Below are 20,986 nucleotides of genomic sequence, written 5' to 3'. Positions count from 1 at the left end.
AATTATCCTGAATACAAAACGGGCCATCACATATCAATGAGATGGCCCGTAAATAGAGAACTCTGAATCACAGAATCAATAAAGTTGCTGTAGAGCTTATTAAGCTGACTTACACAGCCTTACCATCAGGAACAAAGACATAACCTAAGCCCCACACCGTTTGGATGTAGCGAGGTTTGCTTGGGTCTTCTTCCACTAGACGACGTAGACGTGAAATCTGAACATCGATAGAGCGCTCCATTGCTGAGTACTCACGGCCACGAGCCATATTCATCAACTTATCGCGAGACATTGGCTCACGAGCATTGGTAACTAGTGACTTAAGCACTGCAAATTCGCCCGAAGTAAGCGGCATTGGCTCTTCGCCACGGAACATTTCACGTGTACCTAAGTTCAAGCGGAACTCACCAAACTCAACCACAGACTCTTCAGTGCTTGGTGCGCCTGGTGCTTCAATCACTTGGCGACGTAATACTGCTTTGATACGAGCAAGCAATTCACGTGGGTTGAATGGTTTTGGTAGGTAGTCATCAGCACCGACTTCCAATCCAACAATACGGTCCACTTCATCACCTTTTGCCGTCAGCATTAGAATAGGCAGTGAGTTGTTTGCGTTTCGTAGACGACGACAGATCGATAGACCATCTTCGCCCGGCAACATTAAATCCAATACCATCAAGTGAAAATTTTCACGGGTTAACAGGCGGTCCATCTGCTCACTGTTTGCCACGCTACGCACTTGAAAGCCTTGCTCTGACAGATAGCGCTCTAACAGTGCACGTAAACGAGCATCGTCATCGACCACTAAAATTTTGTAGTTTTCTTGCATGTAATGGTTCCACCTATTAATCGCTTATTGGGTTATAAGCTTTTGGGCACAGTCTAATGAGTTAATACATTAAAAATGTAACATTATTGGAGAAAAAGTCGCCTAAATAATTGTTAACGTATGTTGCCTTTCTATATATTCTATCTTAGATCATCATTTCATTAAGTAAGATTTATGAAAACCAAACTTATCACCCGAGAAGGTTATAACAAGCTCAAAGCCGAACATGACCACTTATGGCACGAGAAACGCCCTGAAATTACTAAGATAGTCACTTGGGCGGCAAGCCTTGGAGATCGCTCAGAAAACGCAGATTACACCTTCAATAAGCGTCTACTTCGTCAGATCGATCGCCGAGTTCGTTTCTTGAGAAAGTTCCTACCTGATGTCACGATCGTTGATTACTCGCCACAACAAGAAGGTAAGGTATTTTTCGGGGCTTGGGTCGAAATCGAGAATGATGATGGGGAAATTAAGAAGTTTCGAATTGTCGGTCCAGAAGAGATCTATGGCGATGCTAAAGGTTATATCTCTATCGACTCGCCAATGGCTAGAGCTCTACTTAAGAAAGAAGTGGATGATGAATTTACGGTAAAAACACCGGAAGGCGACAAAGAGTGGTTCATTAACTCGATTTGCTACGCAGACAACAAATAATTCTACTTATTAGTCACTTAGCGATGTACTGAGTATCTATAAAACCCAAACTCCAGATAAAAGAAAACCCCGCAAGGCTTTCGCCTAGCGGGGTTAAGTCTCTATCGCAGCAATCCGGCTACTGTTTATCTCTTCGAGATAAGGTGCTCCCTGCATCTTTCCTTGATAGTGGCTAAATCCTTTAACCAATTTCCTTTTTGTTCATCGCCATCCTAGCGGTGTCCATTCTAGCCTGTCGTCCTGACTGGCGAATCTCATCCAGAGATTATCACTTCCTTGCTGACCACTCATCCTAAGTAATCAAATCTTCATCCTGAAGATACCTAGTCCATTAGGCTTTTTCCTGTTCCTGCCAACTCCCTGTCGACAAGTTAAATATTACGGGAAATGGCCGTGTTTCCTAGATAGTCCTAAAAAACATTTACTGTGGGAAATACGCCCAAAAACATAAAAACCAACTAAATCATTAACTTATATTTTTATTGGGACAATTTTCTGAGTTTAAAGTGACTTAGTCTCACATCACTTGTAAGAGATCTCGCACAAAGCGGGTATCACAAACGGAAATTCGACTTCTGACAGGATAATTACACAGTCAAAGCTAGAAAAAGCGTACGCTCACCCCCATGTATTTGTCACGATATTAAATAAGAGATTCATCGGATGAGCCAAGCTATCTGTCGACTGATCGCTGAAGAACTGAATGTTCGTTCTGAGCAAGTCACCGCTGCAGTAACCCTAATTGACGACGGTAATACCGTTCCCTTTATTGCCCGCTACCGTAAAGAGGTTACGGGAGGCTTAGACGATACCCAATTACGTAACCTTGATAGTCGCCTTTCTTACCTTCGTGAACTTGATGATCGTCGCCAAACAATTCTTAAGTCGATTCAAGACCAAGGTAAACTCACGCCAGAACTCGAGCGTGATATCACTCAAGCCGACAGCAAGACTCGTCTAGAAGATTTATACCTACCTTACAAACCAAAGCGCCGCACTAAAGGCCAGATCGCGATTGAAGCGGGTTTAGAACCACTTGCCGACACACTGTGGAATGAACCACAGCACGATCCAGAAACGGAAGCGGCGAACTTCATCAGCAACGATAAAGGCATTGCCGATACCAAAGCCGCTCTTGATGGCGCTCGTGCGATCATCATGGAACGTATTGCGGAAGACGCAAATCTGCTAGAAAAGATTCGCCAACATCTAACACGCAACTCAGAGCTCGTCGCTCGTGTGGTAGCAGGTAAAGAGCAAGAAGGCGAGAAGTTCAAAGACTACTTCGAGCACAACGAAACTCTCAGCAAAGTGCCGTCTCACCGCGCACTTGCGATGTTACGTGGCCGCAATGAAGGCTTCTTAACATTGGCTATGAACGCAGACCCAGAGCAAGAAGAAGGCGCTCGTGGTTCTTACTGTGAAAACATCATCTCTGATCACTACGGTATTACTCTGAGCAGTGCACCTGCAGATGCATGGCGTAAGCAAGTAATCAGCTGGGCATGGCGTATTAAGGTTTCTATGCACATGGAAACCGAACTCATGGGCGCGATGAAAGAGCGTGCAGAGATCGAAGCGATTGAAGTATTCGCCACCAACCTAAAAGACCTACTGATGGCTGCTCCTGCTGGCCCTCGTGCAACGCTAGGCCTAGATCCAGGCTTACGTACCGGTTCGAAAATCGCGGTTGTTGATTCAACAGGTAAGGTTCTCGCGACAGAAACCATTTACCCTCACCCACCACAAAAGCAATACGACAAATCAGCTCACATTGTTGAGCAAATGGTTCGTCAGTTTAACGTTGACCTTATTGCGATTGGTAACGGTACCGCTTCACGCGAAACCGACAGCTTTGTGGCTGATGTGATTAAACGTGGCAACCTCAAAGCGCAAAAGATCATCGTTAGCGAAGCCGGTGCATCGGTGTACTCAGCATCTGAATTAGCAGCGAAAGAGTTCCCGAATATGGACGTATCACTGCGCGGTGCTGTGTCTATCGCGCGTCGTCTACAAGATCCTCTAGCTGAGCTTGTGAAGATTGACCCTAAATCGATCGGTGTGGGCCAATACCAACACGATGTAAGCCAAACCATGCTTGCTAAGCGCCTAGATGCGATTGTCGAAGACTGTGTAAACGCGGTGGGTGTTGATGTGAATACCGCTTCGGCTGCGCTGCTAACTCGCGTAGCGGGCCTTTCTAGCGCTATCGCTCAGAACATCGTCGACTACCGTGATGAAAATGGTCGCTTCGAAGCGCGTACGACACTGAAAAAAGTCGCTCGTTTGGGACCAAAAGCCTTTGAACAGTGTGCTGGCTTCCTGCGTATCATGGACGGCAAGAACCCGCTAGATGCATCATCGGTGCACCCAGAAGCTTACCCAGTGGTGAAGAACATCGCTGAGAAAAACCAGAAAGACATCAAGTCTTTGGTAGGTAACACAGACTTCCTACGCGGCCTGCATGCGATTGATTACACCAATGAAAACTTTGGTGTACCTACGGTGACTGACATCATCAAAGAACTGGATAAGCCCGGCCGTGACCCTCGCCCTGAGTTCAAGACTGCTACCTTCGCCGACGGCGTAAACAGCGTTTCAGACTTGGAGCCAGGCATGATTCTAGAAGGTGTGGTATCAAACGTGGCTAACTTCGGTGCCTTCGTCGATATCGGCGTTCACCAAGATGGTTTAGTACACATTTCAGCGCTTACCGATCGCTTTGTCTCTGATCCACGTGAAGTGGTTAAAGCGGGTGACATCGTGAAAGTGAAAGTGATGGAAGTGGATGTTCAGCGTAAACGTATTGCACTCAGCATGCGTATGAAAGATGAGCCGGGACAAGACAACCGAGCTCAACGTTCAAGTGCACCTCGCACGCAAAGCCGCCCGAATCAACACTCGCAAGGTGGACAACGCCGTCGTGAAGAGCCACAACAAAATGGCGCAATGGGCGGTGCATTCGCAGCTGCTTTTGCTAAAGCGAAAAAATAATCCAATAGCGCATTTGAAAAACAGATTCGCCTAAAACAGAAAACCTGCATCCCTTAGGGTATGCAGGTTTTTTTATTATGTGTTCAAAAGAGACATCGAAGCTTGATGGGGTCATAAGTTTTCGACTTACAACACGACTAGCATCTCTGATGGAGCATGAGGCGCAACAGCATGACCATAATGATATTTTATGACCTTACGTCGTTTCTCCATCTGTCCCTCCTGAATCGCCGCATCTAAAACATGCTTTGGCAGGCGGAAACGCATGGTATAGCCTTTTCCTTGGTCAGCACTGTATGTTCTCAGCGCTAACAAGCTGAACAGCCGCTCAAAAGGGTCTTGTGGCTCTTCTTGGCTAACCGAATTGGCCTCTGACTCGTTCTCCATTTCATAACCTGGATGGTCTGAAGGATCCCAAGCCGACTGCTGCCTTCGTTTATCGTCTGATTTTACCTTACGCTCTGCATTGGTTCTCGCCAATGCTACTGCGGGAGCAACAGGCTCTCGGACTCTATTATCACGCGCAACTTGCTCTGTTTGCACATTAACGGACGGGGCGATTAGTGGCACACTCACTGCAGTTGCAGGTGACACAATCATCGCGAACTCTCCTCAAGAATCGCCCATCACTATTGCCATAACACTGTTGTACCGAGAACACACAACAGGCATAGCCCAACTTACCGCAATCAGCTCTGGAGAGAGTTAGGTCTGAGTATCATGCAACACGTTGGTGTTATACCAATCGTAGTAAATAACTGATCATCCTAGCTTGTTAAAACGCTATTGTTGAACACTTACTGTGATTGGTATTAGGTTATATATCGACCGAGCCGGATATAAATTTAGCAATTATTTTTGTGCGAAGCTGACTAGCTCACTGCAGAAGGCATCCGCTTCCGTCATAAACGGTGCATGCGAGGATTGAGTAAAGATGTATTGCTCGGTGTGAGGCAGTGCATTGCCCAAGTCTTTGGCAACCTTGATTGGTACTAGCCCGTCTAATCGACCATACAAGCGCAGCATAGGAACGGAAATCTCCGGTAATTGCTCTCTTAAATCGACATCAGACAACATCTTCAGTCCTGACAATAATGAATCAGGGTTTGGTAATGGGCGAGACAGCACCGCTTGCTTGAGCTGTTTTACATCTTGCCTTGCTGATGGGCTGCCCATGGCTTGCAATGCCATAAAGCGTTCGATGGTGGTTTGGAAATCTTCCACCAACTGTTCCGTAAACGCGGTTAATACGTTGGGTTGGATACCGCGCCATAGCACCGGCTCTTTCGCGGCTGCGAATTTCGGTGAACTAGCAACCGTCACCAGCTTGCTCACATAATCGGGGTGATGAAGAGCCATATGCGTCGCTACCAAGCCACCAAGTGACCAGCCGACCCAAATCGCTTGCTTTGGTGCTTCGGCCAACAGTTGCTGGGCTATCTCTTCAAGATCTTGAGCGTGGCAATGAGAGCTGTGTCCGTAACCTGGCAAATCGACAACGTGCACACGGAAATCAGTCTCTAACGCATTAACGGTTTGCTGCCAGACAGCACCGTTCATTCCCCAGCCGTGAACCAACACCAAATCGGGGCCCTGTCCTGAAACATGCCAATATAACGCGTCACTCATTCTCAATATTCCCTACTTTTTCCATCAGCGATAACCTGCACTTTTCAGTATGGTGAGCAAAAGGAACACCATAACCCAAAAGCATCGCGAGCTATGTTATCCGATTGGCTACAAAAACACACACCACGTCTGGTCACACCTCAATGCCACCTCTGTAAGCTAGATAAACAGCCAGATGATCACCACCCTCGATGGTGCAATAGTTGCCTAAAGCTGTTCGAGCTAGTGCCTCGCTGTCAAAGGTGCGGATTGAAAACGGTCACAGCCGTCGAACAATGCGGTGAGTGCTTAGCTAACCCGCCACCTTGGCATCGGCTCTATTGTGTCGGTGATTACACCTTTCCAACTGCAGGCTATATCCAACAGATGAAGTATGCCGATAAATTCTGGTTTGCCCGAGATCTGTCGACCTTGCTCGCGTCACGCATCAAAGAACCGGCATCGCTAGTCACCAGTGTTCCCTTACATTGGCGTCGATACTTTCATCGTGGTTTTAATCAAAGTCAGCTACTGGCGCGTTACACCGCTCAAGAGCTCAAGGTGGAGCATGCCGTTTTATTCAAGCGCATCCGTTCAACCGCTTCGCAGCAAGGGCTCACTAAATCAGCCAGAAAAAGTAATTTGAAAGGCGCATTCGCGATGAGAAACACCAGCTTCTCAGCGATGGATTACTCGCATGTCGCGATAATTGATGATGTTGTAACCACAGGCAGTACTGTGTATCAATTATGCCAATTATTACTTGAAGTAGGGGTGAAAAGGATTGATATTTACTGCATCTGCCGCACTCCTGAGCCCTCTGGATAACTGGCGTGAGTCGCTACTTGTACAGCAATCCAACAAAAAAGGGCTGAATTACAAATCTGACAGGAGTAGAATGGCGCTAATAGCCTACAAATTTACTCAGGTATTCGTCGTGTCAAATATTACTATTACAGAAACAGCTCAAACTCATTTTGCCAATCTGCTGTCACAGCAGCCTGAAGGTACAAACATTCGTGTGTTCGTGGTAAACCCAGGTACACAAAACGCAGAGTGTGGTGTTTCTTACTGCCCTACAGATGCTATTGAAGCGTCTGACACAGAACTTAAATTCGAAGCTTTCTCTGCATACGTAGATGAGCTAAGCCTACCGTTCCTAGATGAAGCTGAAATTGACTTCGTTAGTGACAAAATGGGCTCTCAACTAACGCTTAAAGCACCAAACGCTAAGATGCGTAAGGTCTCAGATGATGCACCACTTCTAGAACGTGTTGAATACGCGATTCAAACGCAAGTTAACCCACAACTTGCTGGTCACGGCGGTCACGTTAGCTTGGTAGAAATCACTGAAGACGGCGCAGCTATCGTAGCATTCGGTGGTGGTTGTAACGGTTGTTCTATGGTTGATGTAACGCTAAAAGAAGGCATCGAAAAAGAACTTCTTCAACAGTTCGAAGGTGAACTGACTGCTGTTCGTGATGCAACAGAGCACGATCGTGGTGAGCACTCTTACTACTAATCTCTGATTAAGTATGAATGATTTTTTGAAAGGTTGATGCGCAAGCGTCAACCTTTTTTGTTTTATGGATTAGCAAGTTAGGGCTATCACGTTCTCTCTATACTCTTTTGTTATCCAGTAAAACTTCACCTCGTTACCATCTTGAGTAAGGTATTCAAGTGATCGTAATCGATTCTTGCTTCAATAATTTTCGGATATGAAAACTCGGATCTAGGAACTCAAGGTCATTTCCCCTATATTAGAATGACTTTATAAGAAAGAATTCCAATGAGCTAAGGAGCGAGCGCAATGACAAAAAGGACCAAGCCAGAGATTTTGGCTAAACAAACTGTCGCTCAATCAAGACTATTCTCTATCGAGTCTCTCGACTTACGCTTTTCAAACGGTGAAGAGCGCACTTACGAACGCATGAAGCCTAGCGGGCGCAACGCAGTGATGATGGTTCCGATTACTGAGCAAGGCGATATTCTATTAGTACGTGAATATGCAGCGGGAACTGAGCGCTACGAACTCGGCTTTCCAAAAGGGCTGATTGATCCAGGTGAGCAACCAAGTGACGCCGCGGTTCGTGAACTCAAAGAAGAGATTGGCTTTGGTGCTAACAAACTCACTCCGCTCAAGGAAGTGATTCTCGCTCCCTCTTACTTTTCTAGCAAAATGACGCTGTTTATCGCGGAAGATCTCTACCCAGAGAAGCTAGAAGGTGATGAACCTGAACCACTGGACATTGTGCGCTGGCCGCTTGCTCAAGCCGAAGAGCTATTAACGCATCTCGACTTCTGTGAAGCTCGCAGTATTACCGCCCTACTATTGACCCTTCGCTCGCTAAATAATAATTAAAGCCATAAGCGCCCCGAAGAGTAAGAGAATATTTATGCCAACAACAAAAGATTTGTCTCATCTCCTACCCTCTGTGATTGAGGTTGCTCGCTCCGCAGGCCAACTCATCTTAGAGATCTACGAAAAGAAAGATTACGAAGAGTTCACCAAGAGTGACGACACGCCAGTCACCAGTGCCGATCTAGCTGCGCATAAACTGATCTCGAAAAAACTGAGTGAACTCACACCAGATATCCCTGTGCTATCTGAAGAGGCCGCTGACATTAGCCTAGAAAAGCGTGCACAATGGGACCGCTACTGGCTGGTTGACCCACTAGACGGAACACAGGAGTTCATCGCAAGAAGCGGTGATTTCGCGACAATTATCGCCTTAATTGAACACAACAAGCCGGTAATGGGTGTAGTGTATGCACCAGTTTCTGGTGTGAGCTATTACGCTTACAGCGGTAAGGGAGCTTGGAAGATTCCAGACCTTAACGACAGCGTTAAAATCAAAACGCATCGTCATGAGTTACCAAACCAATCTATTGCAATGGCGATCAGCCGTCGCCAAGACATCAATCGTATCACTAGCCGTATGAGTCCCGCTTGGAACTACGACTTAGTGCCATTAGGCTCTGCAGCACTCAAAGCCTGCTTAGTGGCAGAAGGTGCTGTCGATTGTTACTTGCGCCTTGGGCCTACTGGCGAGTGGGATACCGCCGCGACACAGTGCATCGTGGAAGAAGCAGGCGGACGTATCTTAAGCACGCAATTAGAGCCACTCTCTTACAATGAAAGAGAGACGCTAGAGAACCCGAACTTCATTGTTCTAGGTGATGCAGACTTACCATGGGCCGAGATCTTACAGAGCAAAGATTAGGGTCTGTTGACCTAAGCTAGCTGGTACAGCATTAAAATAAAATGGGCACCTCGATGAGGTGCCCATTTTTAATGTCTTGTTATCGGATAACCAGCAGAGCTTAGTTATTAAGAAGCTAACTAGAAGCGTCCTTGATAGCTAAACTGGTACTTACCTTGGCTATCTGGATTACCAAGCCACTTAAGCTGACTCTGCATGGCTGGCGGGAATTCTGCACCCGGTTTGAACCATGCTGCCGAGGTGTAGCTTTGATTTGGTGTAACGTTCGCAGAGAACTCGCTATCCACTTGAGCACTCTTCTGGGAGCCCTTGGCTGCCAGTGTATTATCTTCACAAGTGATGTCAGCAATCACAGGCCCAAGGTCCAGCGCCCCCACAGGCGAGTCTACGGCAGCACCAGACCAAGCCACAGTGCCTTCACCAGACTGACACCAAGGTTGAGCATGAACCGCATGCTTGATCGTCAGCTCAACCTGTCCACCAATTGAAACCGGGACTGGAATCGCTGGCGCATATTTCATCACGTTAGCAGCGGGCATTGATGCGACTAAGTTTTCCGCATACGCACCACTCATGCTGTACCCAACGCGCCCTTTTCCTGACAAGTTCATGTCGCTATTACGACCAAAACGAACCGCTAATTCAGCTTTGGCTTGGAAGAGTTTAGAGAACTGGAAGTCCCACTGTACTGAACCGTAATTAACACGCTGCCAAGAAATATTATTAGCGCTGCCTTGCCAAACCGTTCCTTCAACACCTTCAATATTCAAGCCACGCACAGCCGGTGCATGTTTGATTACAAAAGAGGCCGGTAGATGCAGCAACAGACTAACCGAGAAAAAGACAATAAAGATGCCGCCAAAAAGTAAACCTAACTTCAAAGATAAACCGCGTTTCACATTAACCTCGTTTAAACTGTAGTCGGTTGACCTCAATAACCCCTGGGTTATCGGAGCGATCAATGTCCATAAACTCAACTTCGACACCCTGCTTCTCTTTCAAGTATGTCAGCCAATCTACGAACTGATTAAAAGGCACAGGTTTCACCCAGACTTGCAGCATCTCGCCACGCGGCTGAACTCGAATTAATTCAATCTTGAAACGACGCATAGAAGCTGGCACAGATTGGTTTAAAGGCTGGCTAGCAACAATCCCACCACTTCCTCGCAGCTCCACCACTTCGTTGGCTTTATTGGTTACCCAAGTCAGCAGTTGCTTCTCACTTTGAATACGGTTTTGCGCCATCTCAGCTCGCTGACTAAGCGGCTGCAATAGCCCCCAGTACACGATGCCTACCACCAATAGAATAGAACAACCGATCACTAATCGTTGCTCTCTTTGACTTATTGAAGTCCACCACGCTTGGAGTGGCTCAATCATATTTCTCATCACTGATCTCCTTACGCAGTTTATTGACGGGGTTTAAGGGTAAAGCTACCAAATACGGCATCACCATTACGATTCAATGGCCCTTGCTCAACGGTAAACTTCTCTTCAAGTTTCACTCGCGCAGTCTCGAAATGTTGGAAGTCAGAACTTTTCGCTTCCAATCTCACCTCTGAGCGGTTGCCGTCGTAGCGAATGCTATTCACTTCGATGGCTTTCACTTGTCCTAAAGTTTCTGGCAGTAACGCTAGCCATCCAAGTAAGGAATCACCATCTCCCGAGCCACCATACTTCTTAGCTTCGTCGTTCATCTGGCGCTTAAGGTAGCTGACCGTCGGAATACGTTGCTTGCCCGGAAGTACGCTTCTAAAAATACGTTCACTCTCCGTTCGGTACGCTTCGGCTTGTGCTTCGTACTGCTGAACCTTTAAGACTTGCTGAGTGACGATCACCGCCACCAGCAAACAAGCTGCGATCGCTACTTTTTGCCATACACGCCAGTACTTACTGAATGAAGATTTGGTTTTAAAGGTGCCAGTCAGTAAGTTTACGCCACTTGTGATGGCTTGTTGGCTCAGTAAAGACATCACTAGTTCAGCAGGCTTAGCTTGCCACTCAATGCCACTTTGCTGTTGAACGTCATCACTTGGCAGTGCGGTGTAGCTAAAAATCGTTGGTGATTGCTCTTCGTCATCTAAGGCAACCCAATCGCTTTGTAAGAACATCGCTAGCCACGCCTCATTGATCGACACTGCTTGATAGTTGCTTTGACGCAATAACCAATGTTGGTCGATCTGTAGCGCACTGATGCCCTGCTCTTCTAAAGGCAACGCTAAGGTATCAGGCAATACTTTACGAAAGATAATGTTAGCTTCGCGGAAAGTATCCAGCGCCTGCTTCAGCCACTCGCGTTCCACACCACACACGGTGGCATGCGTTGCGTCTTTATCTAAAATAGTCAGATGTAAGTCTTCGATATCTTGCGCGACTTCGTCTTCTAATAAAAACGGCAGCATAGAATCGAACTGGCGAGCAGCACCCTTCGGGATCTCAACACGCTTAATTAAGCACTCATTTCCCGGCAATAAAGCGATACAACTGCGCTTTTCAGCGTAAGGCGTTAACTCACCAAGCTGTTCCCAGCTAGATAGTTCACCGCTTGCTATCACTTCTTGTTGGCTTGTCGACCAAACTAACCACTGCACTGGGCTCTGTGGTTCGCTACTCAGTCGAACGGTCAGAAACTCGCTCACTGATTCCTCCAAAACGACGGCGTACCACCGTCACTGTTTCTCGATTACTACTATAGAAAAGCGTTCGTATACGTACACGAGATTGCTCAACTAAAACCTCTGCATCTAGCTCAAAATAGGCGCTATCTACAGTTAAATATGCTTTTGCTTTTTTGCTGACTTCAGCACTGACCGCGGTAATGGCGCTCTCGGCCATGAAGTCATCTACGGTGTCCCAGCCATCAAACGGGCGTTTATCAATCAGCTGTTTCGCATCCGACTCACTTAAGCCAGGTGCAAACATCGCTTCCAATAACGGCGCTTGTTGCTCCGTCAATGTGTTCACGTTCAGTCGAAAATCATCGGTCGGTAAGGCACACACAAAAGGACGAACCTTATTCATGACTTCACCAGTCACCTGATACACCGCTCTTAGCTCAGACTCATCCGCCATTAAACCGTTTGCTGCGACATAAGGTGGCTTCATCGCCTCATAGGTGCTGTCCTCGACGCCTGCTGAAGAAGTTGCTCGAGTATCGCTATCGACAAACTCCCAGCTTGAATGCGCGATAACCTCAGCCTGATAAGGCTCAACGTCTTGGTTTTCCAATAAGGTTTGCCAAACCGTCACTAGATAAGGTGTCTGGTTGCTGGAAGTGGTTGTCACTCCAGCCAGTGCATTGAGATTAAAACAAGATTGCGCATCAACAATACGCCCCTTAACTTGTCCATAATCTAACGGGAATACCTGCTCTTCTAACGCCCACGGCTGACTTAAGTTGACCGTATCACTGTCTTTGTAGCTTTGCCTAATACCATCTTGCACGAGCGCTTCAACGCCTATGCTATACCAATAAGCTTGTTGGTAATTCAGTTGGTTACCAACGCGTTTAAATTGAGTAAACAAGCGCTCCGACATGCTGCCTGCGATGGTTGCCATTATCGCCAGTAACATCAGGATAATGATCAGCGCGACACCACGTTGCTTACGTCCTAACGCTCGTCTCGTTAATGCAAGCTGATTAGTTCGAGGCATCATCGTTCCCCTCGCTACTGCCTGAAGAGTCACTGTTTGAGTCACCACCAACCTGATCTAGGGTGCCACTTGGTGTCAGATAAATTCGCTCTACCTCACCATAATCTTTTAACGTCAGCTTAAGTCTCACCGCCTTCGGTAACGACTTATCAGCTTGCCACTCTTTGCCCCAACGCTTTCCGTCGTAGAACTCGAACTCCAAAGTTTCAACATCATCAAGCAAAGGGGTAATAACCGCTTCCTGCCCCGCAGGTGTATCTGGGTAGCGCCACCATACGCGTTCGAGGGTCTCTTCTTTAAGGCGGTAGCCCACTTTAGTGACTTCACCTCGAGGGAACTGCTGCTGTGGGTTGTGCCAGCCAAGACGAGTAAACACGATGCCAATGCTATCGGAGTCCAATAAATACTCTTTCACTATAATCAGCTTAGATGATGCTTCCTCACCATCAGTACGAAATTGTCGCACTGCCATCTGGCGAAAATCATTATCTAAGATAACTAAACTACGCTGCAGTTGATTCAAACGAGCGCTGCGCTCAGCTGAAAGCTCGTTGCTTCGCTGCACCTGATTCACTACTTGATAGGCCGCCATGCTCAGTGTGGCAAAGATAGCGATTGAGACCAAAACTTCAATTAAGGTAAAACCTCTCCCTTTTGAAGATAGACCTTGTTTGCGAGCCATACTGTTATTTACCGTCATGCTTTTAACTAACCGCATTCTCTTAGTTGACCACATAACTGCGCACCGTAACGACTGGAGAAGCTTGCTTGCTGGTTGCCACGCTGACATCAAAAGCTTTCAGCAGATTATCAGCCGTATCAATTGGGGTAACTTTCCAAAACCACTCTCGACCCGCCAACTCTTGCGTGCCTTGTGTCTTTTTCAGCTTCTCCGGGTGTAACATCACCAAAGCCATTTGATTATCAACGACCATAGCCGCGAAGGTCTTTTCTTCTAAATAGCTCAATGTATTGATGTGCTGGGTTACGGCACGAATCACACTGATCGCCGCAGTAGCAAATATCGCGAGTGCCACTAACACCTCAAGTAGCGTCATACCACGAGAGCGATAAGGAGAACGGTTATTCCTCTTCATCTTCTTCTCCTGGTTCCAACAGTCGAATCACACCATTATCCGACGCTTTAATGCGCCACCCATCTTGTATGGTATCGCCTGTATTGGGATAAAAAGAGAGTGTAAATGGTGTCACTTCAGCACTCGACAAGATGTAGATTTGAGGTGGCTTAGGTTTCTTTTCTTCTTCAAGGTCAGCAAACATATCTTCATCAAATAAACTTCCTGGGTTGAATAACCGATCATCGTCTGCCCATGCGCCACCGCCTAAGCTGAGTGATAGAGCAAGATCTTCCGGTAACTCTGTTGAAGAGGGTATTTTTTCGAATTCGACTTCCTGCCAACCTTCAGACTTCAGCGTCATTAGAACATAGGTCGATTTCTTTTCATCGATGCGAATGCCAAAATCCAACCCACTCAAAATCGCTTCTTCACTAAGTAACTGAACTCGTTGATAGAAACTTTGAGCGTATTTTTTGGCGACATCTTTACTATTGGTAGGAATGGTCGCAATCACTGCGACCGCCGTTACTGAAAGTAATACCAACACCAAAAGAATCTCAATCAAGGTGAAACCTGGCTGTTTGTGCGTAGTTTTCACCTTGCAGACTCCATATGTTTACGTCCGACCATCAAATAACGGCGTCAAGCGACAATAAGCCTAGGCTTACTGAAAGTCTTGCATGTTCCAGTTACCGATATCCGCAGCAATACCTTCACCACCTTCTTGACCATCAGCGCCAAGTGTAAAGATATCGATAGTGCCGTTATCACCAGGGCTTAGGTATTGATACTCGTTGCCCCATGGGTCGTTAGGTAGACGCTTGATGTAGCCGCCATCACGGTAGTTACGTGGCTCTGGGCTGCTTGGCTTAGAAACAAGTGCATCAAGACCTTGATCCGTTGTTGGGTAAACGCTGTTATCCAGCTTGTACATATCTAGCGCGTTCTCTAGCGCGACGATATCTGTGATGGCTTTTTGTTGATCAGCCTTCTCTTTGTTACCCAATAGGTTAGGTACAACAAAGCTCGCCAGCACGCCAAGGATAACCACAACCACCATCACCTCTAGTAGAGTAAAGCCTGATTGTTTCTTCATTTTGTTTTTCATTATTTTCTCCAAATTACAGACAACGAGTTGAGGGGAATATTGTCCTTCTTCTCGATGATCCAAAAACGTTCTACGAACAGTGTTAGCCGCTCATTAAGTTGTTCATTTCAAGCATTGGCATCAGAGTCGCCATCACAATAAACAGCACCAAACCTGCCATCAGAGCGATAAGTGCCGGGGTAAAAATGCCTAACGCAATGTTTACCGTCGACTCAAAGCTTTGGTCTTGGTTATCGGCTGCACGAGTCAGCATCTGCTCTAATTGACCACTCTGCTCACCACTAGCAATCATGTGCAGCATCATCGGCGGGAAGAGCTTAGTATGATCAAGCGCTTTACGCAGGCTTGCCCCTTCTCTCACGCTATCTGATGCTTGTAATACTTGTTGTTTGACATGGTGGTTCGACATAACGTCAACCGCAACCTTCATCCCCTCAAGGATTGGAATCGCACTTGAGGTACAAATTGAAAGTGTGCGTGCAAAGCGAGAGGTGTTGATACCTTTCGCTATCTTGCCGATCAGCGGGATACTCAACAATTTGCGATCCCAACTTAGACGCACGCCCGGTCTTTTGAGCGCGGTCTTAATCAACACAATCACACCAATGATCAGCAACAGTAATTGGATGCCCCAATCCTGGATAAATTCACTCGATGCCAATAAAAATTGGGTCGATTGAGGAAGCTCTTGTCCCATCTGGATGATTGGTTCAACGATCTTGGGTACTACCGTTGCTAATAGGAACGAAACGATAGTCACCGCAAACACCACCAGCACCACAGGATAGATCATCGCTTGCAGCAGCTTAGAGCGCATCTTTTGGCGATTTTCGGCGTAATCGGCTAATCGCTCCAGTACCGCGTCTAAGTGCCCAGATTTCTCACCTGCCGCCACCATGGCTCTGAACAGTTCGTCAAAGATGTGCGGGTAATCAGCCAAGCTATCCGCTAGCGAGTAGCCTTCCGTCACTTTAGAACGAACCGCCAATAACATAGTGCGAATGCGAGGCTTCTCCGATTGCTCTGCCACGGCCTTCAAACACTCTTCTAGCGGCATGCCTGATTGAACCAATGTAGAAATTTGGCGAGTAATCAAAGCAAGGTCTGGCGTGCTGATACCACGCTTAAAACCAGTAGAAGGCGCGCTGCCTCCCTTACTGCTTTTTGCTTTGGCTTCAGCCATTTCAACCGGTATTAAGCCTTGTTCTTTTAAGCGCTGACGAGCCTGACGAGCGTTATCCGCTTCAATCGAGCCCTTTTTACTTTTGCCTTTGGCATCCAGCGCTTTGTATTCAAATGCCGCCATACTAGACTTCCTTGGTCACTCGCATCACTTCTTCTAGGGACGTTACCCCTTTCAGAACTTTGCTCAAGCCATCCTCTCGAATACTTGGGGTTGTGCCACGAATTGCTTTCTCGATCGCTTGCTCACCCGCTTCGCTGTGAATCAGCTCTTGAACCGATTCATCAACCATCAGTAATTCATGAATACCAGTACGGCCTCGGTAACCTTTATGGCTACAGTGCTCGCACCCCTTGGCATGGTAAAGGGTCAGGCTGTCTTTCTTCTTCAAGCCAAACAGCTTTTTCTGCTCTTTGTCCGCTTCATAAGGCTCTTTACAGTCGTTACACAAGGTACGAACTAAGCGCTGGGCCAAAACACCCAGCAGTGAAGAAGAGATAAGGAATGGTTCGATGCCCATGTCGCGCAGACGCGTAATCGCACCAACTGCGGTATTGGTATGGAGGGTCGACATCACTAAGTGACCCGTCAAAGAAGCTTGAACGGCAATCTCCGCGGTCTCTAAGTCACGAATCTCACCAATCATCACCACATCCGGGTCTTGACGAAGAATCGCACGTAGACCACGAGCAAAGGTCATATCAACCTTAGGGTTCACTTGTGTTTGACCAATACCATCGATATCGAATTCGATTGGATCTTCAACGGTAAGGATATTGCGTTCGTTGCTGTTGAGCTCTTGCAGGCCTGCATACAAGGTTGTGGATTTACCCGAACCTGTAGGACCCGTTACCAAGATAATGCCGTGCGGACGTTGAATGAGTTTACGGAAGTTCTCGTGGTTCTCTGCCGTCATACCTAAACTGTGCAGATCTAGGCGGGTCGCGTTTTTATCCAACAGACGCATTACCACACGCTCACCGTGTGATGAAGGCATGGTTGATACACGAACATCGACTGCTCGGCCACCAATACGCAGTGAAATACGACCATCTTGTGGCACACGTTTTTCCGCAATATCCAACTTCGCCATAACCTTTACACGTGACACGAGCAGCGGCGCCAATTTACGGCTTGGTGCAAGAACATCACGCAGCACACCATCAATACGGAAACGGATCGATAGCGACTTCTCAAAGGTCTCGATATGGATGTCCGAAGCACCTTCTTTGATCGCCTCCCCCAGCATCGCGTTGATTAGCTTGATGATTGGCGCATCGTCTTCTGACTCAAGCAAGTCTTCATCTTGTGGCAGCTCCTCCGCCAACGAGAAGAAGTCATCACTGTCAGCACCAATGTCTTCCATTAATTGACGAGCTTCTGAAGAGTCACGTTGGTACGCATCGGTCAGTTTTTTATCAAATTCATCGGCAGTGATCGCTTGTGGTGTAAAACCATCTTTCACTACACGGCTCACCTCGATGATCGCCGCTGATTTCAGTGGTTCAACATAATACAGTGTCGGTGCGCGCTCTGGGTGCTGATACTCCAGCACCATTTTGTAACGATTCGCAAAGCTAAACGGCAAGCGCTGATAAGTTCGTGCCGCCCCTACCAATTCAGCCATTATTCTGTTTCCATCTGTTCAATGAAGGCTTGAAGTTCAGCCGGGTAACTCATGCTTTCGCCAAATTTAGGCAGCACTGGAATATTATCGTCATCCATCAGCTTCAGGCCCTGCTCTGACTTATACAACTGCTCAGCACGAATAAAGTTGTATTTACGCTGAGTAATACCATCGGCCGTCATACCATCACGAATAATGGTCGGCTTGATGAATACCATTAGGTTCTTTTTCTCGACCTGAGTACTAGTAGATTTAAATAAGTAACCAAGGTATGGAATATCTCCCAGGATTGGTACTTTTGCCTCGCTTTCTAGTGCACGCTCATCAATTAAGCCACCAAGTACCAACATTTGACCATCTTCAATCATGACTGATGTGTTCAACTGTCGCTTAGCAAAACGAACATCGACTGCACCATTTGCACCCAACACATTCGATACTTCTTGCTCAATGTTCAGCTGTACTGAGTTGCCTTCGTTGATTTGTGGAACCACTTTAAGCTTGATACCGACTTCTTTACGCTCAACGGTTTGGAATGGGTTGTCGTTGCTTGAGCCCGCCGTCGAGCCAGTAAGAACCGGTACTTCCTCACCAACAATGAACGACGCCTCACCATTATCCATCACGGTAATACTTGGAGAAGACAGGATGTTTGAGTTTGAATCAGTCGAAACGGCACTGATCAAGGCTGTCCAATCTCCCATAACAATAGGTAATGCAGCTCCATTCAAACCGCCAAGCGCAGAAGCTAGCGTACTGTAATCACCCTCTTCTGTGGTAGTTTCGTTACGTAAAAAGTTGCCATCTGAGTCATAAACAGCTGTAGTCGATGTCGTATCTTTAGCCTCTTCAAGACCAACCATTACTTCACCAATTTTGGGGCCACCGTTAGAGAACTGAATTGCTCCACCGTTCTCTAAAGAACCCCACTGCACACCAAGGTTAATTCCATCACCTTCTGCCATCTCAACAATCAGAGCTTCGATCAGTACTTGAGCACGACGAATATCTAGCTGAGCAATCACGTCTTGCAGCGCATTCATGATGTCAGGTTGTGCGGTAATGACTAACGAGTTGGTATCGCTGTGCGCCGAAATCACGACTTTATCGCGTTGAGATGAGCTACCTTTGGTTGAAGTTTGCTTCTCTGACTGCAGGTTGTCCGACACACCCTTCAGTACATCAACTAAGTCTTCTGCTTTTGCATACTTAAGGTAGATAACTTGGTTGTTGCCCTTGGTTGCCATCTCAACATCAAGTTGCTCAATCAGCTTTCTTAAACGGCTACGAACCTTAGGGTCACCTGAGATAAGGATTGCATTGGTACGCTCGTCCGCAACCAATTTAGGCTGTAGGAAAGCTGGGGTGTTTTTCGCATCGGTGGTTTTATTCAACGCATCGACAATACGTACCATCTCAGCAGCTGAAGCATTCTTTAGCTCAACCACTTCGATCTCTTTATCACCCGCTTGGTCAACACGCTTGATGATTTCAGCTAAGCGGTTTACAACCGCCGCGCGACCAGTGATTAGAATGATATTCGCTGGGTCGTAGTGCACAACGTTGCCCGCGCCCGCATTATCGTTCAGTTGGCGAAGCAGAGGAGAAAGCTCACGAACCGAGACATTACGAACGGTAACAACGCGTGTTACTACGCTGTCGCCCGCGATAGAATCACGATCACCGACAACAGGAATGGCAGAGGTTTTAGAGTCTTTAGCCTTGATGATCTTCAGAACACCTGAGTCCATTTCAACGACCGCATAGCCGTAAACCTCTAATACATTGAGGAAGAAGCTGTAATATTGTTCTTCATTGAGTACGTCATAACTGCGCACATCAATTTTTCCGCGCACCGATGGGTCAACGATGATCGTTTTCTCAAGGTTACGGCCAACAATATTAATAAACTCTTGAATGTCAGTGCCTTTAAAGCTGGCACTAAAATCATTAGCGAAGGCTGCGGGTGTGCAGATTAAGCTTCCTGCCAATAACCATGCACTTTTCTTAAACCAATGCTTCACGTACTTCTCCTACACTTTCGTCTTTCGTTAGACGCAAAGTTTTAAAATTCAATAAACACTTCATGTTGTTGTCCATCTCGCTCAACGACCAGATTTAACTCTGTCAGTTCTGAGATTGAACGGAATATGTTGCCCATCGCGGCTGGGTCTGTCAGATCTTGACCATTTAACTGAGTTGCAATATCTCCGTTTTGGAGCCCAACAGAGTTAAAAAGTTCTGAATCTTTGCCAGGGCTCACACGATAACCGATCACACTATCGTCGCGTTTCACCTGAGACAATCGAACATATTGGAAGATTTGTTGCGGGTCTTTCATTATCTTCGCTTTAATCTCATCAAGCTTCTCTTCTGCAGAAGCCGGGTTATTACCACGAACTGAAGAAGAGGCACGACGTGGTGCAGGTTCTGATACCGCTAAACGCTTGTACTCAATACCTTCTAGCATCAGCGTTTCATCACGACCTGAGTTATCAATGATCACGCGGTCGATTAACACGGCTTTTAGTTTAGCTCTGGTGCCTTCTATCTGTTCATTGATCCCATAAGTCGCTTGCGTACCACGGTTGGCAATCACCGCTAAGCTCAATTCAGGGTTAGAACTGGCAACCGCACCAACCAAGACGAGGTTAAGGCGTGTCTTGGGTGCATCTTGAATCACTTGTTGCTCAACCACTGCGGATTTGCTTGGGTTATAGGCACCAAACATGTTGCTCTGTTGTAAAGAAGAGATATCGAGAGTCGACTGAGGCGTAGCAGACGACGACACCGTTGCTTTCCAAGGCACAACCGTTTGCTCGGCAGGTTCAACAAACCAGACAAGTTGTCCTAAAATCCATGCTGAAGCGGCAATGAGTACACAACAAGTGGCGATACTCAGTTTCTGCTGAAGCACAAATCCATTATCTAATAAGCGGCTCAACATAGGAGAATTTCCTATACGATTTTTGAGCTCTAAAAAGTTCACTTCCCTTGCCCCTTCTCATGACAACAAACGCTGC

The 20,986-nt window shown here is 46.9% G+C and carries 21 protein-coding genes; 6 read left to right on the top strand and 15 right to left on the bottom strand.

Going from position 1 to position 20,986, the window contains the following annotated elements; genetic code table 11:
- Window positions 1-109: 109 nt before the first annotated feature.
- Window positions 110-829, bottom strand: coding sequence for a two-component system response regulator OmpR (gene ompR / locus F0232_RS11965; RefSeq protein WP_008218409.1), 720 nt, complete (start codon window positions 827-829; stop codon window positions 110-112).
- Window positions 830-1,003: 174 nt separating this feature from the next.
- Between ompR and greB the strand changes: the two genes are divergently transcribed.
- Together greB and F0232_RS11955 are read left to right on the top strand one after the other, a co-directional pair.
- Entirely contained in the window at window positions 1,004-1,486 is a 483-nt protein-coding gene (greB, locus tag F0232_RS11960) for a transcription elongation factor GreB (protein WP_061033123.1), read from the top strand.
- 663 nt (window positions 1,487-2,149) lie between these two features.
- Entirely contained in the window at window positions 2,150-4,480 is a 2,331-nt protein-coding gene (locus F0232_RS11955) for a Tex family protein (RefSeq protein WP_105057738.1), read from the top strand.
- A gap of 126 nt (window positions 4,481-4,606) precedes the next feature.
- Here F0232_RS11955 and F0232_RS11950 read toward each other — a convergent pair whose 3' ends face one another.
- Both F0232_RS11950 and bioH read right to left on the bottom strand, forming a co-directional pair.
- Complete coding sequence (locus tag F0232_RS11950; protein WP_061033121.1) at window positions 4,607-5,080, bottom strand: hypothetical protein; 474 nt, start codon at window positions 5,078-5,080, stop codon at window positions 4,607-4,609.
- A gap of 252 nt (window positions 5,081-5,332) precedes the next feature.
- Window positions 5,333-6,109, bottom strand: a complete 777-nt coding sequence (gene bioH / locus F0232_RS11945) for a pimeloyl-ACP methyl ester esterase BioH (protein WP_061033120.1) — start codon at window positions 6,107-6,109, stop codon at window positions 5,333-5,335.
- Between the two features lie 93 nt (window positions 6,110-6,202).
- Between bioH and F0232_RS11940 the strand changes: the two genes are divergently transcribed.
- The 4 genes from F0232_RS11940 to cysQ all read left to right on the top strand — a co-directional run bounded on the left by F0232_RS11940 (window position 6,203) and on the right by cysQ (window position 9,312).
- Window positions 6,203-6,916: a ComF family protein gene (locus F0232_RS11940; protein WP_171750793.1), complete on the top strand. Its 714-nt coding sequence runs from the start codon at window positions 6,203-6,205 to the stop codon at window positions 6,914-6,916.
- Window positions 6,917-7,025: 109 nt separating this feature from the next.
- The gene (gene nfuA / locus F0232_RS11935; protein WP_105057873.1) at window positions 7,026-7,610 is read left to right on the top strand and encodes a Fe-S biogenesis protein NfuA; all 585 of its coding nucleotides are present in this window, start codon (window positions 7,026-7,028) and stop codon (window positions 7,608-7,610) included.
- Window positions 7,611-7,898: 288 nt separating this feature from the next.
- Window positions 7,899-8,450 carry an ADP compounds hydrolase NudE gene (gene nudE / locus F0232_RS11930; RefSeq protein WP_061033119.1) on the top strand — a complete coding sequence of 184 codons (552 nt, stop codon included), beginning with the start codon at window positions 7,899-7,901 and terminating at the stop codon, window positions 8,448-8,450.
- A gap of 34 nt (window positions 8,451-8,484) precedes the next feature.
- Window positions 8,485-9,312: a 3'(2'),5'-bisphosphate nucleotidase CysQ gene (gene cysQ / locus F0232_RS11925; protein WP_004741451.1), complete on the top strand. Its 828-nt coding sequence runs from the start codon at window positions 8,485-8,487 to the stop codon at window positions 9,310-9,312.
- Window positions 9,313-9,431: 119 nt separating this feature from the next.
- On the opposite strand, the gene F0232_RS11920 is transcribed toward cysQ, so the two are convergent.
- The 12 genes from F0232_RS11920 to gspC all read right to left on the bottom strand — a co-directional run bounded on the left by F0232_RS11920 (window position 9,432) and on the right by gspC (window position 20,910).
- The gene (locus F0232_RS11920; protein ID WP_081090347.1) at window positions 9,432-10,211 is read right to left on the bottom strand and encodes a type II secretion system protein N; all 780 of its coding nucleotides are present in this window, start codon (window positions 10,209-10,211) and stop codon (window positions 9,432-9,434) included.
- 1 nt (window position 10,212) lies between these two features.
- Window positions 10,213-10,701 carry a type II secretion system protein M gene (locus F0232_RS11915; protein WP_061033118.1) on the bottom strand — a complete coding sequence of 163 codons (489 nt, stop codon included), beginning with the start codon at window positions 10,699-10,701 and terminating at the stop codon, window positions 10,213-10,215.
- A 20-nt stretch (window positions 10,702-10,721) separates the two neighbouring features.
- Window positions 10,722-11,951: a type II secretion system protein GspL gene (gspL, locus tag F0232_RS11910; protein ID WP_061033117.1), complete on the bottom strand. Its 1,230-nt coding sequence runs from the start codon at window positions 11,949-11,951 to the stop codon at window positions 10,722-10,724.
- Window positions 11,920-12,969 carry a type II secretion system minor pseudopilin GspK gene (gspK, locus tag F0232_RS11905; RefSeq protein ID WP_061033116.1) on the bottom strand — a complete coding sequence of 350 codons (1,050 nt, stop codon included), beginning with the start codon at window positions 12,967-12,969 and terminating at the stop codon, window positions 11,920-11,922. Before gspK ends, gspL begins: the two co-directional genes overlap by 32 nt.
- On the bottom strand, window positions 12,953-13,702 hold the full coding sequence (gene gspJ / locus F0232_RS11900) for a type II secretion system minor pseudopilin GspJ (protein WP_171730399.1): 750 nt from the start codon (window positions 13,700-13,702) through the stop codon (window positions 12,953-12,955). Before gspJ ends, gspK begins: the two co-directional genes overlap by 17 nt.
- Window positions 13,689-14,063 (bottom strand): type II secretion system minor pseudopilin GspI, encoded by a 375-nt coding sequence (gene gspI, locus F0232_RS11895; protein WP_105057736.1) that lies wholly within the window; start codon window positions 14,061-14,063, stop codon window positions 13,689-13,691. Before gspI ends, gspJ begins: the two co-directional genes overlap by 14 nt.
- Window positions 14,050-14,643: a type II secretion system minor pseudopilin GspH gene (gspH, locus tag F0232_RS11890; protein ID WP_105057735.1), complete on the bottom strand. Its 594-nt coding sequence runs from the start codon at window positions 14,641-14,643 to the stop codon at window positions 14,050-14,052. The genes gspI and gspH overlap by 14 nt, the downstream gene beginning before the upstream one ends.
- Before the next feature lie 66 nt (window positions 14,644-14,709).
- Window positions 14,710-15,153 carry a type II secretion system major pseudopilin GspG gene (gene gspG, locus F0232_RS11885; RefSeq protein ID WP_004741459.1) on the bottom strand — a complete coding sequence of 148 codons (444 nt, stop codon included), beginning with the start codon at window positions 15,151-15,153 and terminating at the stop codon, window positions 14,710-14,712.
- 82 nt (window positions 15,154-15,235) lie between these two features.
- Complete coding sequence (gene gspF / locus F0232_RS11880; RefSeq protein WP_061033113.1) at window positions 15,236-16,459, bottom strand: type II secretion system inner membrane protein GspF; 1,224 nt, start codon at window positions 16,457-16,459, stop codon at window positions 15,236-15,238.
- A gap of 1 nt (window position 16,460) precedes the next feature.
- Complete coding sequence (gspE, locus tag F0232_RS11875) at window positions 16,461-17,963, bottom strand: type II secretion system ATPase GspE (RefSeq protein ID WP_061033112.1); 1,503 nt, start codon at window positions 17,961-17,963, stop codon at window positions 16,461-16,463.
- Window positions 17,963-19,987 carry a type II secretion system secretin GspD gene (gene gspD, locus F0232_RS11870; RefSeq protein ID WP_061033111.1) on the bottom strand — a complete coding sequence of 675 codons (2,025 nt, stop codon included), beginning with the start codon at window positions 19,985-19,987 and terminating at the stop codon, window positions 17,963-17,965. Before gspD ends, gspE begins: the two co-directional genes overlap by 1 nt.
- A gap of 41 nt (window positions 19,988-20,028) precedes the next feature.
- Window positions 20,029-20,910: a type II secretion system protein GspC gene (gspC, locus tag F0232_RS11865; protein WP_105057734.1), complete on the bottom strand. Its 882-nt coding sequence runs from the start codon at window positions 20,908-20,910 to the stop codon at window positions 20,029-20,031.
- Between the last annotated feature and the right edge of the window lie 76 nt (window positions 20,911-20,986).

The sequence above is a fragment of the Vibrio sp. T3Y01 genome (assembly GCF_013114525.1).
In the GTDB taxonomy this organism is placed as follows: domain Bacteria; phylum Pseudomonadota; class Gammaproteobacteria; order Enterobacterales; family Vibrionaceae; genus Vibrio; species Vibrio chagasii_B.
The sequence above is the reverse complement of the archived record's forward strand: the minus strand, read 5'-3'. Positions and strand labels throughout refer to the sequence as shown.

Coding starts and splice junctions, on each gene's coding strand:
- ompR (WP_008218409.1), bottom strand. CDS start 829: ATGCAAGAAAACTACAAAATTTTAGTGGTCGATGACGATGCTCGTTTA.
- greB (WP_061033123.1), top strand. CDS start 1,004: ATGAAAACCAAACTTATCACCCGAGAAGGTTATAACAAGCTCAAAGCC.
- F0232_RS11955 (WP_105057738.1), top strand. CDS start 2,150: ATGAGCCAAGCTATCTGTCGACTGATCGCTGAAGAACTGAATGTTCGT.
- F0232_RS11950 (WP_061033121.1), bottom strand. CDS start 5,080: ATGATTGTGTCACCTGCAACTGCAGTGAGTGTGCCACTAATCGCCCCG.
- bioH (WP_061033120.1), bottom strand. CDS start 6,109: ATGAGTGACGCGTTATATTGGCATGTTTCAGGACAGGGCCCCGATTTG.
- F0232_RS11940 (WP_171750793.1), top strand. CDS start 6,203: ATGTTATCCGATTGGCTACAAAAACACACACCACGTCTGGTCACACCT.
- nudE (WP_061033119.1), top strand. CDS start 7,899: ATGACAAAAAGGACCAAGCCAGAGATTTTGGCTAAACAAACTGTCGCT.
- cysQ (WP_004741451.1), top strand. CDS start 8,485: ATGCCAACAACAAAAGATTTGTCTCATCTCCTACCCTCTGTGATTGAG.
- F0232_RS11915 (WP_061033118.1), bottom strand. CDS start 10,701: ATGAGAAATATGATTGAGCCACTCCAAGCGTGGTGGACTTCAATAAGT.
- gspK (WP_061033116.1), bottom strand. CDS start 12,969: ATGATGCCTCGAACTAATCAGCTTGCATTAACGAGACGAGCGTTAGGA.
- gspJ (WP_171730399.1), bottom strand. CDS start 13,702: ATGTGGTCAACTAAGAGAATGCGGTTAGTTAAAAGCATGACGGTAAAT.
- gspI (WP_105057736.1), bottom strand. CDS start 14,063: ATGAAGAGGAATAACCGTTCTCCTTATCGCTCTCGTGGTATGACGCTA.
- gspG (WP_004741459.1), bottom strand. CDS start 15,153: ATGAAAAACAAAATGAAGAAACAATCAGGCTTTACTCTACTAGAGGTG.
- gspF (WP_061033113.1), bottom strand. CDS start 16,459: ATGGCGGCATTTGAATACAAAGCGCTGGATGCCAAAGGCAAAAGTAAA.
- gspE (WP_061033112.1), bottom strand. CDS start 17,963: ATGGCTGAATTGGTAGGGGCGGCACGAACTTATCAGCGCTTGCCGTTT.
- gspC (WP_105057734.1), bottom strand. CDS start 20,910: ATGTTGAGCCGCTTATTAGATAATGGATTTGTGCTTCAGCAGAAACTG.